This is a genomic window from Pseudomonas sp. NFACC24-1 (assembly GCF_900115235.1).
Classification (GTDB): domain Bacteria; phylum Pseudomonadota; class Gammaproteobacteria; order Pseudomonadales; family Pseudomonadaceae; genus Aquipseudomonas; species Aquipseudomonas fluorescens_AA.
Genome location: NZ_FOVS01000009.1, coordinates 65,100 through 77,376, shown reverse-complemented (window position 1 = coordinate 77,376; position 12,277 = coordinate 65,100). Strand labels below are relative to the sequence as shown.

15 protein-coding genes are annotated in these 12,277 nt (G+C 61.6%); all 15 read right to left on the bottom strand.

The features are described from left to right. Positions 1-16: 16 nt before the first annotated feature. On the bottom strand, positions 17-1,153 hold the full coding sequence (gene flhB / locus BM317_RS10840; protein WP_092167449.1) for a flagellar biosynthesis protein FlhB: 1,137 nt from the start codon (positions 1,151-1,153) through the stop codon (positions 17-19). 3 nt (positions 1,154-1,156) lie between these two features. Then, positions 1,157-1,939 carry a flagellar biosynthetic protein FliR gene (gene fliR, locus BM317_RS10835; RefSeq protein ID WP_092167447.1) on the bottom strand — a complete coding sequence of 261 codons (783 nt, stop codon included), beginning with the start codon at positions 1,937-1,939 and terminating at the stop codon, positions 1,157-1,159. A 4-nt stretch (positions 1,940-1,943) separates the two neighbouring features. Beyond that, the gene (gene fliQ / locus BM317_RS10830; protein ID WP_038858957.1) at positions 1,944-2,213 is read right to left on the bottom strand and encodes a flagellar biosynthesis protein FliQ; all 270 of its coding nucleotides are present in this window, start codon (positions 2,211-2,213) and stop codon (positions 1,944-1,946) included. 23 nt (positions 2,214-2,236) lie between these two features. Beyond that, on the bottom strand, positions 2,237-2,986 hold the full coding sequence (fliP, locus tag BM317_RS10825; RefSeq protein ID WP_060738641.1) for a flagellar type III secretion system pore protein FliP: 750 nt from the start codon (positions 2,984-2,986) through the stop codon (positions 2,237-2,239). Further along, a complete protein-coding gene (fliO, locus tag BM317_RS10820; protein ID WP_092167444.1) occupies positions 2,986-3,423 on the bottom strand; it encodes a flagellar biosynthetic protein FliO in 438 nt (145 codons plus the stop codon). Before fliO ends, fliP begins: the two co-directional genes overlap by 1 nt. Further along, positions 3,424-3,882, bottom strand: coding sequence for a flagellar motor switch protein FliN (fliN, locus tag BM317_RS10815; RefSeq protein WP_060738643.1), 459 nt, complete (start codon positions 3,880-3,882; stop codon positions 3,424-3,426). It abuts the gene before it with no gap. Positions 3,883-3,953: 71 nt separating this feature from the next. Beyond that, positions 3,954-4,922: a flagellar motor switch protein FliM gene (gene fliM / locus BM317_RS10810; protein WP_053120288.1), complete on the bottom strand. Its 969-nt coding sequence runs from the start codon at positions 4,920-4,922 to the stop codon at positions 3,954-3,956. 9 nt (positions 4,923-4,931) lie between these two features. After that, positions 4,932-5,435: a flagellar basal body-associated protein FliL gene (gene fliL, locus BM317_RS10805; RefSeq protein ID WP_072341628.1), complete on the bottom strand. Its 504-nt coding sequence runs from the start codon at positions 5,433-5,435 to the stop codon at positions 4,932-4,934. Positions 5,436-5,666: 231 nt separating this feature from the next. Next, a complete protein-coding gene (locus BM317_RS10800) occupies positions 5,667-7,043 on the bottom strand; it encodes a flagellar hook-length control protein FliK (RefSeq protein WP_092474289.1) in 1,377 nt (458 codons plus the stop codon). Positions 7,044-7,131: 88 nt separating this feature from the next. After that, positions 7,132-7,476, bottom strand: coding sequence for an Hpt domain-containing protein (locus BM317_RS10795; RefSeq protein ID WP_053178502.1), 345 nt, complete (start codon positions 7,474-7,476; stop codon positions 7,132-7,134). Between the two features lie 31 nt (positions 7,477-7,507). After that, the gene (locus tag BM317_RS10790) at positions 7,508-9,214 is read right to left on the bottom strand and encodes an ATP-binding SpoIIE family protein phosphatase (protein ID WP_092167440.1); all 1,707 of its coding nucleotides are present in this window, start codon (positions 9,212-9,214) and stop codon (positions 7,508-7,510) included. A 5-nt stretch (positions 9,215-9,219) separates the two neighbouring features. Beyond that, positions 9,220-9,525, bottom strand: a complete 306-nt coding sequence (locus tag BM317_RS10785) for an STAS domain-containing protein (protein WP_072408521.1) — start codon at positions 9,523-9,525, stop codon at positions 9,220-9,222. Between the two features lie 102 nt (positions 9,526-9,627). After that, on the bottom strand, positions 9,628-10,077 hold the full coding sequence (gene fliJ, locus BM317_RS10780; protein WP_053182982.1) for a flagellar export protein FliJ: 450 nt from the start codon (positions 10,075-10,077) through the stop codon (positions 9,628-9,630). 6 nt (positions 10,078-10,083) lie between these two features. Further along, positions 10,084-11,442 (bottom strand): flagellar protein export ATPase FliI, encoded by a 1,359-nt coding sequence (gene fliI, locus BM317_RS10775; protein ID WP_003199089.1) that lies wholly within the window; start codon positions 11,440-11,442, stop codon positions 10,084-10,086. Next, on the bottom strand, positions 11,432-12,277 hold the full coding sequence (fliH, locus tag BM317_RS10770) for a flagellar assembly protein FliH (protein WP_092167434.1): 846 nt from the start codon (positions 12,275-12,277) through the stop codon (positions 11,432-11,434). Before fliH ends, fliI begins: the two co-directional genes overlap by 11 nt.

Genomic DNA, 12,277 nt, shown 5'->3' with positions numbered 1-12,277 from the left:
ACAATGTTCGAGCCCGCTAGGAATCACGCCGCAAATCCGGCGGAATCGGCAAATCCTTGAGCGGCTCCGGGCGTTTGCCCTTGCCCGCGCGGTGCTGGCGGATCTGGTAGACGTAGGCCAATACCTGGGCCACGGCCAGGTACAGGCCTCCAGGGATTTCCTGGTCGAGTTCGGTGGAGTAATAGATCGATCGCGCCAGCGCCGGGGACTCGAGCAGCATCACCTCATTGGCCACGGCGATCTCACGGATCTTCAGCGCCAAGAAGTCGCTGCCCTTGGCCAGCAACACGGGAGCGTTGCCTTTTTCGGGGTCGTACTTGAGGGCGACGGCGTAGTGAGTCGGGTTGGTGATGACCACATCGGCATCGGGGATGGCCGCCATCATCCGCCGCTGGGAGACCTCCCGCTGCAATTGGCGGATGCGCTGCTTGACCTCCGGCTTGCCCTCCGCATCCTTGTGCTCGTCGCGCACCTCCTGCTTGGTCATCATCAGCTTCTGCTTGCTCTGATACAGCTGGATCGGCACGTCGATGGCGGCGATCAGGATCAGGCCGCAAGCCATCCATAACGTACTCCAGCCCACCAACTGCACGCTGTGGATAATCGCCTGCTCCAGCGGTTCGTGAGCAATGCGCAGCAGATCGTCGATGTCGGCCTGCAACACCGTCAGCGCGACGAACAGGACCAGCAGGAATTTCCCGAACGCCTTGAGCAACTCCATCAGCGCCGTGGTGGAAAACATGCGCTTGAGACCGGCGGCCGGGTTCATCCGGCTGAACTTGGGCGCCAGGCTCCCGGCGGCGAACAACCAGCCGCCCAGGGAAATCGGGCCGATGAAAGCGGCCAGCAGCAAGCAGATCAAGACCGGCTGCACCGCCAGGATCGCGATCTTGCCCGAGTGCAACAGATACTGGGACATGGCCCCCGGAGACAGCAGCACCTCGCGGGGCAGGGAGAAATTCAGGCGCATGATTTCCAGCAGGTCCAGGGCCAACCCGCCGCCATAAATCAGCAACCCGCCCGCCCCGGCCAGCATGATCGCCAACGTGTTGAGCTCCTTGGAGCGGGCGATCTCGCCCTTTTCCCGGGATTCGCGCAAGCGCTTTTCCGTGGGATCTTCTGTCTTGTCCTGACCACTCTCGCTCTCGGCCATGGTTCAGCGAGCCTGTGCCATGTCGCGTAGAAGCTGCAAGGCCTGGGTGGCCAGCGGCTGATACTGATTGAGGATATCCCCGAGGCTGACCCAGAAAATCACCATGCCCAGCACAAGGGTGAGCGGGAAACCAATGGAGAAAATATTCAACTGCGGCGCCGCGCGGGTCATCACGCCAAACGCAATGTTGACCACCAGCAACGCGGTGATCGCCGGCAATACCAGCACCATCGCCGCACCCAGGACCCAGCCGAGCTTACCGGCGATTTCCCAGAAATGATTGACCAGCAATGCACTGCCCACCGGCATGGTGGTAAAGCTCTCGGTCAACACCTCGAACACCACCAGATGCCCATTCATGGCCAGGAACAACAGGGTCACCAGCATCGTCAGGAACTGTCCGATCACCGCCGTCGTCACGCCATTGGTGGGGTCGACCATGGACGCGAAGGCCATGCCCATCTGGATCGAAATGATTTGCCCGGCCACCACGAATGCCTGGAAGAACAGCTGCAACGAGAACCCCATCAAGGCACCGATGAGAATTTGCTCGGCCACCAGCATCAGCGCGCTGAGGTCCAGGGCATTGACCGGCGGCATCGGTGGTAACCCGGGGGCGATGACTACCGTGATCGCCAGGGCGAAATACAAGCGTATGCGCCGGGGCAACAAGGTCGTGCCGAAGACCGGCATGCTCATCAGCACCGCGGTGACACGAAACAACGGCAGGATGAACGATGCCACCCAGGAACTGATCTGGGTGTCCGTCAGCTCGAGCATCGACATGGGGTCAGCCGATCAACTGCGGAATACTGCCGTACAGCTGCAGGATGTATTCCATGAAGGTTTGTACCATCCAGGGGCCGGCGACGATCAACGTCACCAGCATCACCAGCAGGCGCGGCAGGAAGCTCAAGGTCTGTTCGTTGATCTGGGTCGCGGCCTGGAACATCGCCACCAGCAACCCCACCAACAGGCTGGGGATCACCAGGATGGCAACCATCATGGTCGTCAGCCAGAGCGCTTCACGGAACAGGTCTACCGCTACTTCAGGCGTCATATCGTCCTACCCGCACAAAAGGCCTAAACACCGCCGAAACTGCCCGCCAGCGTACCGATGATCAACGCCCAGCCGTCCACCAGCACAAACAGCATGATCTTGAATGGCAGGGAAATGATCAGCGGCGAGAGCATCATCATACCCATGGCCATCAGCACGCTGGCGACCACCAGGTCGATGATCAGGAACGGGATGAAAATCATGAAACCGATCTGGAACGCGGTTTTCAGCTCGGACGTCACGAACGCCGGCACCAGGATGGTCAGCGGCGCCTGGTCGGCACTGGGGATGTCGGTGCGCTTGGACAGGCGCATGAACAGCTCCAGGTCACTGCTGCGGGTCTGGGCCAGCATGAAATCCTTGATCGGCACCTGGGCCTTGGCCACGGCATCTTGAGCCGTGATTTTTTCTGCCAGGTAGGGTTGCAGCGCATCCTGGTTCACCCGATCGAACACGGGCGCCATGATGAACATGGTCAGGAACAGCGCCATGCCGGTGAGGATCTGGTTCGAGGGGGTCTGTTGCAGGCCCAGGGCCTGGCGCAGGATCGAAAAGACAATGATGATCCGGGTGAAACTGGTCATCAGCATGACGAACGCCGGGATGAAACTCAGCGCGGTCATGATCAGCAGGATCTGCAGGCTGACCGAGTATTCCTGGGCCCCTTCGGCGTTGGTCCCCAGGGTGATCGCCGGGATCGACAGCGGGTCGGCGGCGAACGCCAACGGTGCGGCCAGCATCAGGGCCAATGCCAACAGAATGCGCAACGGCATTACTTTTTATCCTTCTGGTCTTTCCCCAGCAGCTCCATGAGGCGCTGGGCAAATTCGGGGCTGGCCGGCTCGCTGGTGGGTACCTGCACCGGTTCCTTGAGGACGTGCAAGGCGGTGATGGTGCCCGGGCTCAGGCCCAGCAGAATCTGCTCGTTGCCGACCTGCACCAGCACCAGCCGGTCGCGCGGCCCGAGCGCGCGCGAACCGACGATGTCGATGACCTGGCCCTTGCCGGTCGGTCCCGCCTGTTGCACGCGGCGCAACAACCACGCGAGAAAGAAGATCAAGCCCAGCACCAACAGCAAGCCGAGCACCAGTTGCGCCAGTTGCCCGGCGACCCCGCTGCCTGCCGCCGGCGCAACGGCCGCCGTGGCAACCGGTTCGGCCGCCAGCACGCTCAATGGCAGCATCGACGCTGCGGCGAAGAAACCTTTCACTCAGCGCAGCTTCTTGATGCGTTCGCTCGGGCTGATCACGTCCGTCAGGCGAATGCCGAACTTCTCGTTGACCACCACCACTTCGCCATGGGCGATCAAGGTGCCGTTGACCAGCACATCGAGCGGCTCGCCGGCCAGGCGGTCCAACTCGATCACCGAGCCCTGGTTGAGTTGCAGCAGGTTGCGGATGTTGATATCGGTGCTGCCCACTTCCATGGAGATCGACACTGGGATGTCGAGGATCACATCCAGGTTCGGCCCATCCAGCGTGACCGGCTCGTTGCTCTTGGGCACGCTGCCAAACTCTTCCATCGTCAGGCGGCTGGACCCCTGATTGCCGCTATCGGCGGCCAGCAAGGCATCGATATCAGCCTGCCCGGCGTCGCCGGTTTCTTCCAGGGCCGCAGCCCATTCGTCGGCCAGCGCCTGGTCATCCTGGGTATTCATATCGTCAGCCATCATTTGTCCTCGGCGGGCAAAAATCAGTAAAAAACGTAAAATCCGTTACAAACTTAAGAAGTTGACACTGCTCAGCGGCGTTCGATCGGCTCAATCACCTGCAACGCCAGGTTGCCTTTGTGAGAGCCCATCTTGACCTTGAAAGCCGGCACGCCATTGGCGCGCATGATCATATCTTCCGGCATCTCGACGGGGATGATGTCCCCCGGCTGCATGTGCAGGATGTCCCGCAAACGCAACTGGCGCCGGGCGACTGTCGCGCCGATCGGCACATCGACATCGAGCACGTCCTGGCGCAAGGCATTGATCCAGCGTTCGTCCTGGTCGTCGAGGTCCGACTGGAAACCGGCGTCGAGCATTTCGCGCACCGGCTCGATCATCGAATACGGCATGGTCACGTGCAGGTCGCCGCCACCGCCATCGAGTTCGATGTGGAAGGTCGAGACCACGATGGCTTCGCTCGGCCCGACGATGTTGGCCATGGCCGGGTTCACTTCCGAGTTGATGTACTCGAAGTTCACTTCCATGATCGCCTGCCAGGCTTCCTTCAAATCGATGAAGGCCTGTTCCAGCACCATGCGCACCACCCGCAGCTCGGTCGGGGTGAATTCACGCCCTTCGATCTTGGCGTGACGACCGTCGCCACCAAAGAAGTTGTCCACCAGCTTGAACACCAGCTTGGCGTCGAGGATGAACAACGCGGTGCCGCGCAACGGCTTGATCTTCACCAGGTTGAGGCTGGTGGGCACGTACAGCGAATGCACATACTCGCCGAACTTCATCACCTGCACGCCACCCACAGCCACGTCGGCCGAGCGGCGCAGCATATTGAACATGCTGATGCGAGTGTACCGGGCGAAACGCTCGTTGATCATTTCCAGGGTCGGCATGCGTCCGCGAACGATGCGATCCTGGCTGGTCAGGTCGTAGCTTTTGACGCTGCCCGGTTCAGCAGCGTTTTCGGTCTGCACCAGACCATCGTCGACACCATGCAACAGCGCGTCGATTTCGTCCTGGGACAGCAGGTCCTGCACGGCCATGTCGTGTTCCTACTGCAATACGAAGTTAGTGAAGAGCAACTGTTCGATCACCACTTTGCCAAGCTCTTTCTGAGCCACTTCCTGCACGCTGGCCGTGGCTTTCTGACGCAGCATTTCCTGGCCGACGGGCGTGGCCAGGGTGTCGAAATTCTGTCCGGAAAAGAGCATCACCAGGTTATTGCGGATCAGCGGCATGTGCACCCGCAGCGCTTCCAGGTCAGCCTGGTTGCGACCTTGCAAAGTAATGCTGACCTGCATGTAGCGTTGACGACCGTTCACGGTGTAGTTGGCCACGAAGGCGGGCGCCATCGGTTCGAAAATCGCCGGCTGCTTGCCTACCGGCGCAGCCTCGACCGCCACTGCCGGCTTGCTCTGAGCACTGTGCATGAAATACCAGGTCGCCCCCACGGACACACCGATCGCCAGGAGCAAACCCACCACGATCATGATGATCAGCTTGAGTTTGCCTTTGGTTGCAGGGTCTTTTACAGCTGCTGCTTCGCTCTTCGCCATGCCAATAATCCGTCACTAATCGGGGTTTTCACTGTTGCACGGCAAGGCAGGAGCAAGTGTTATGCCAGAAGTGTCGGTACCCAGGATGACGGGCAGATACGCTCTTCAGCCCCCATGAAAGCAATGTGGGAGCGGGCTTGCTCGCGATAGCGATGAACCAGTCCCTGCAAGGATGACTGACAATCGGCTATCGCGAGCAAGCTCGCTCCCACAGGGGTGAGCATCGTTGGATCAGGCGTAGTAGTCGACCGCGCTGGTGCCAATGACGCTGGTTGTGCTGGCGGCCACTTCAGCGATACCGGCCGGGCCCGCTTCCTCCGCTGAATCCACCCGCCCGCCGGATGACGTCGTACGCCCGGCCCGGGCCTGCTGCTGGGCTTGCTGCTCCTGGTTCTGCGAACCCCGGGATTGATCCGACACACTGACGTCGACCTGGCCCATGCCCTGCTGGCTAAAACTGTCCCGCAGGCGATGCAACTGGCCTTCGAGGGCTTCACGAACGCCGGAGTGGGCACTCATGAACGTGACCTGAGTCTGCTGGTCCGGAACCATGTTCACCCGGATATCCAGGCGTCCGAGCTCCGCAGGCTGCAATTGGATGTCGGCCGCCTTGAGATTGACGCTGGACAGGTACATCACCCGGTTGACCACCTCTTCGGTCCAACCGCTCTGATTCATCGCGATAGGTTGATTGACCGGTATTGCGTTGGCGGTTTTGGGTGTAGCGGCCTGGGTCAGCGCGGCCAGGCGGTTGGCGAAATCATCCACACGAGTGTCGCTGGACGCCGCGCCCAGGTCCTTGAGGCCTTCGCTGATCAAGCCGCCAAAGGCCTTGTCGCCCCCCTGGCTACCGGACTCGGTGCTGTTCTGATCGGCTTGCACACTGAGCATGCTGGCCATACCGGCGGCAAAGGTCTGCGCCGACGTCGGCTCACCGTCGAGCGACACCGGGGCAGCGTTCTTGGGCTGCGCCTGGCTGGTGGCGGAAACATGGCCGCCCTGCTCCATTGCCAAGCGCAAGGCGGGCAATGCGTCGAGAGGGTCGGCCTCCGGGTCGAAGGCTGGATCGACAACCGGGACCGCAGGCTGGGCCGGGGCGGCCAATGGAACAACGGGCGCCGCGACTGCCGTGGCGACCTGAACCTCAGTCGTGACCGTCACGGGGGCAGGTTCCGCCGGGGCTGTCGCGACCGGCACCACAGTCATGTCCGGCAGCACGCCAGGATCCAGGCTCGGATCGACTGGTGCGGCATCCGCCACGGGCGTTTCAGCCAAGTCAGCACTGGTATCGCTGGCGGCCTTGTCGTCGGTGCTGGCTGGTTTGTCCGCGGGCAAGGGTTTGCCGCTATCGGCAACCGTCGGTTCCGGAGCGGCAGGGCTTTCGTTGCCGGTGTCTTTTTTGACGGTGTTATCGGCGGCCTTGTCGCGCGTCGATTTCACCACAGGCTCCGGGGCCGTAGCCGCTTTGGCAGGCGCCTGCCTGGCGAAGACTTGAGCGAAGCTGGAGGCTCTATCCCCGAGGTCCGGGGCCGCTGCCGGTGAATTGACGGCGACCTTGGGCTTGGCCTGGACAGAGGCCTGAAGCAGTGAATTTGGGGTAACGGGCATAAAAAAGTCTCCGCTGCACTGGAATCATAGGTACAGTCGAGACTAGACAATGCAAGGCACGGGCCAACGTTTACTTGGCCGTCAAATCTCAGCAGTGAAAGCCTTCACGCTCTTCCCGGCAAAGCTTGCGGACATGGGCGAACTCGCTGTCGATTTCGTTGACCAGATTCTCGATACCGCCCAATGAAGGCTGCTTGGCACGCTGTTCCAGTTCGCCGCACAGCTCGGCCAGGCGGATGGCGCCCATGTTACTGCTGCTGCCCTTGAAGCTGTGGGCGGTGGCGCTCAATTTTTCAGCGTCCCGCGCTTCATGCAGCACGCGCAGGCGAGCCTCGGAGTCGTTGAGAAACGTATCCAGCAACTCCAGATACCCCTCCTCCATGACTTCCTTCAACGTGCTGAGCACGTCGCGGTCCAGATGAATCTCGTTCACTTGCTCGCTCCCTGATCAAGAATGACGCCAATTATGCCAGAGCCTCCCAGAAAAACTCCACGCGCGCACTACGACCATCGTCTGACCAGCGGGCCTGGTGGCTCAACTGGCGCACCAGGCCCACGCCGCGCCCCGACAACCGATCACTGTCCACGGGGCGTGCCAGCACCCGGGCGACATCGAAACCCTCGCCGCTGTCTTCGACCTCGATGGCCAGGCGACCACCCTCGCCGTTTGGCGAAACGTGCAAGTGCACCCGCACGTAACCGTCGCTCAGTTCATCCAGGCGCGTATTACGTTCGCTGTAGTAGCGAGCAAAACCCGCCGCATCACACTTGAGGCTCGAGTCGAGCCCCAGCACCCCGTGATCCAGGGCATTGGAGTAGAGCTCAGACATGACACTATAAAGAGCACCACTCTGCGCCCTGAGCCCATGGACCTCAAGCAGCAACTGCAACAGGTAGGGCATCGGGTTGAAGCGCTTGAGGGTCTGCGCCCGGAACTCGAAACTCACCGACCAGTCCAGTGGGCTGGACTGTCCGCTATCGGAATATACCGGGGGTGGCGGATTGAGTTGCGTCGGTGCGACCAGCCGCACCTCGACCATGCTGAAGTCATCACGGGCCTCACCGCGAAAATCCCGCAGGGCCTGTTGGATGTCCTCGAAAAGACGGTCAGGTTCACGGTTGGCCGAAAACACCTGCTGCAACCGCTCCACGCCAAACGGCTGATCATCGCGGTCACTGGTCTCTATTACGCCATCGGACAACAGGAACACCCGGTCCCCCAGGGACATCGAATGCACTTCGGTGCGGTCATCGAACAAGTGCGGCGCGAGCACGCCCAACGGCAGGTGCCGCGCCGGCAATGGCGTACGCTCGCCGCTGAGGCTGTCATGCAGGTAACCATCGGGCATGCCACCGTTCCAGATTTCCACCGTGCAACGCTGGAAACTGAGGCACAACAGCGTTGCGCAACAGAACATGTCCACCGGCAGGATGCGCTTGAGCTTGGCATTCATCTCCCGCAGGATCTGCGCCAGGCCGTAGCCCTTGGCCGTCATCCCGTAGAACACTTCCGCCAGCGGCATCGCCCCGACCGCCGCCGGCAAACCGTGCCCGGTGAAATCCCCCAGCAAGACGTGCATGTCGCCGGCCGGGTTGAACGCGGCCAGCAGCAAGTCGCCATTGAACAAGGCGTAAGGTGATTGCAGGTAGCGGATGTTCGGCGCGCTCAGGCAGCCGGAGTGGGCGATCTTGTCGAACACGGCCTTGGCGACCCGTTGTTCGTTGAGCAGATAGTCATGGTGCCGGGCGATCTGGTCGCGCTGCTCCACCACCGTGGCCTGCAACCGGCGCAAGCGGTCCATGGCCTTGATCTTGGCCGCCAGGATTACTTGGTTGTAGGGCTTGGCCAGGAAGTCGTCGCCGCCCGCTTCCAGGCAACGGGCCAGGGCTTCGCTCTCAGTCAGTGAGGTGAGGAAAATGATCGGGACCAATTGGTCCCCAGCCAGTTGCTTGATTCTCTGTGCGGCTTCGAAGCCGTCCATCACGGGCATCATCGCGTCCATCAGCACCAGGTGCGGACGCTGTTCCAGATAGGCGTCGACCGCTTCGGCGCCATTGGCCGCGGTGAGCACGTGGTGACCCTGGCGGCGGACAATGGTCGACAACAGCAGTCGATCAGCGGCACTGTCTTCGGCAATCAGGACCGTCAGTGGCTCCGACGACGATTGCATGGCGATCAACTGATGTCGAACAGCTTGTCGAAATTGGAGATCGCGAGGATTTTCTTGACGTCGGAACTGCTGTTGACGACTCGGATATCCGACTCATCGCCGCCAGCATGATCGCGCAACAGCAGGAGCATGCCCAAGGCGGAACTGTCGAGATAAGTGGCTTCCTTCAAATCCACCACGATGGACTCGGGTTTCGTATCGAGCCGCTCATAGGACTCACGAAACTCCTGATGCCGCCCGAAATCGAATCGACCTTTGATCGAAATCGTCAGCTTATGCCCATCGGGGGATACTTCGGTAACGACTGACATGATCGGCTTCCTTGTCATGGACATACGTGTACAAGGTGTAGCATCTGGTACAGCTCTGAGCAAGGTTTTGCCTCGTTCATCCGACAAAATCCTCATTTCGCATCAGTAGGGGTTCTGGCGTGGCAGGCGCTGGGACAGCTCATCGAGCAGTTTCTGTTCGCGCTTGTCTTCCAACTGTCGCGCTTCATCGATATAACGCTGCACCAGTTTGCGCAACCCTTCGACTCGGGCAAACGCCTCTTGCCAGCTCTGGCGAGCCTTCTCCAGGTTGTTCTGGTGCCAGACCAGGCTCTGGCGCTGCTGGTCGATGGCGGTACCCAGTTGTGCCAGGAACCCCTGGTAACCCAGCAACCATTGCCCGGACACCCCGTGGCTGCCCCGGGCAATCCACTGCTCCTGGTATTCGAGTCGAAAGTTTTCCAGGTCTGCCAGTTTGCTCTCGGCAACGGCCACTTGCCCCTGGAAATACGCCAGTCGCTGGACGGCAGTCTTCTCGGCCTTTTCCGCCATGTCCACAACGGGTGCCAGGCGCGCCGCACGACTCGTGGCCATGGCCGGTTACGTGCCTGAGACCGGCGCGAAAATAGTCTGCAAGTGCGCCTCGCTGGCGCCCATGCCGATGTTGTCGTTCAAGCTTTGGCGCAGGTAGACGGCCATGGCCGGGTAGAGACTGATGGCGGTGTCGGTCTCGCGGTCACCGCCGGGCACATAGGCACCGACGCTGATCAGGTCACGGCTTTGCTGGTAACGCGACCAGTACTGCTTGAACTGCTGGGCCCGCTTCATGTGTTCGGCACTGATCACCGACGGCATGACCCGGCTGATGGACGCCTCGATATCGATGGCCGGATAGTGACCTTCTTCGGCCAGGCGCCTGGACAGCACGATGTGACCGTCGAGCACACCCCGGGCCGAGTCGGCGATGGGGTCTTGCTGGTCGTCACCTTCGGACAACACGGTATAGAACGCGGTGATCGAGCCGCCACCCTTTTCCGCATTGCCGGCGCGCTCCACCAGTTTCGGCAGCTTGGCGAACACCGAAGGCGGATAGCCCTTGGTGGCCGGCGGTTCGCCAATGGCCAGGGCGATTTCCCGCTGGGCCTGGGCGAAGCGGGTCAGCGAATCCATCAGCAACAGGACATTCTTGCCCTTGTCGCGGAAATACTCGGCGATGCGCGTGCAATACATGGCAGCCCGCAGCCGCATCAACGGCGCATCGTCCGCTGGCGAAGCCACCACCACCGAACGCTTGAGCCCTTCCTCGCCGAGGATGTGCTCGATGAATTCCTTGACCTCACGGCCCCGTTCACCGATCAGCCCCACCACGATGATGTCGGCTTCGGTGAAGCGGGTCATCATGCCCAACAGCACACTCTTGCCCACCCCAGTACCGGCAAACAGCCCCAGGCGTTGGCCGCGACCGACCGTCAATAAACCGTTGATGCAACGGATACCCACGTCCAGCGGCACGCTGATGGGGTCACGCTTGAGGGGGTTGATCGTCGGGCCGTCCATCGGCACCCAATCCTCGGCCTTCATGCCGCCCTTGCCGTCCAGCGCGCGCCCGGCCCCGTCCAGCACGCGCCCGAGCATGCTCATGCCCATGGGCAGGCGACCATTGTCGGCCAGGGGCACGACGCGCGCGCCGGGCGCGATGCCGGCGACGCTGCCCACCGGCATCAGGAAGACCTTGCTGCCGGAGAAGCCCATGACTTCGGCTTCGACCTGCACGGGGTGGTAGCTGTCGTCATTGATCACCATGCAGCGGCTACCCATGGCGGCACGCAGACCCTCGGCTTCGAGGGTCAGGCCGACCATGCGCAGCAGGCGACCTTCCAGGATCGGTTGGCCGGCCAGCTCACTGGCCTCGGCGTAGCTGCCCAGGCGCTTGCCGAAGCTGGTTCGCTCAAGGCGCATCGCGGTTGTCCGGTACGGAAGCGTCCAATTCAGGCACCTGCAGCTCCACATCGGCCGGCGCGGCATCGGCACTGATCTGGGGATCGTCCGGCAACTCCAGGCTCAGGTCGGCGGCGGCCGGGTGCAGGGCCTGTTCGTGCAGTTGGTCGAATAACTTGGCCATGATCTGGCTGATGCGGGTTTCAACGGTGGCGTCGATGCGGCTGTGTTCGGTTTCCACCCGGCAACCGCCCGGCAGCAGCGCCGCGTCCTCGACGATGCGCCAGGTTTCTTCATGGCGCTCGCGCAGGGCCTTGACCAGTTCGAAGTCCTGGGGATTGATGTACAGCCGCACGTTACCCACGCCCAACGGCAACAACTTGAGCGCTTCACGCATGACGTGTTCGATCTGACTCGAATCGATGGCCAGTTCGCGCTGGATCACTTGCTTGGCGATGTGTTGCACCAGGCCCACCAGGGATTTCTCGATCTGGGTGTCCTGCTCGGCGATGGGGTCGAACAGGTTGAGCATCAGCGATTCCAACGCACGGAGCTTGGCCGTCAGCGCCACATCGGCTTCCTGGCGGACCTTGAGCGTGGTGCTGTGGAAGCCTTCCTTTTCCCCCACGGCAAAGCCTTCGTTATAGGCTTCCTGGCGAATGCTCTCGACTTCCTCGAGGGTCAGTGGCTGGACTTCTTCCAGCGGCACCTCCTCCATTTCCGGCAGCTCTTCCACCGGCTCCGGCTCAGGCTCGGGCACGTGAGGGTCGAAGCTGGGCAGCGACCAGACGTCGAAACCACCGACGTCCCGGGCGCGGATCAGGTCGCTGGGCGCTTCATCACTCTTGGCAGACAT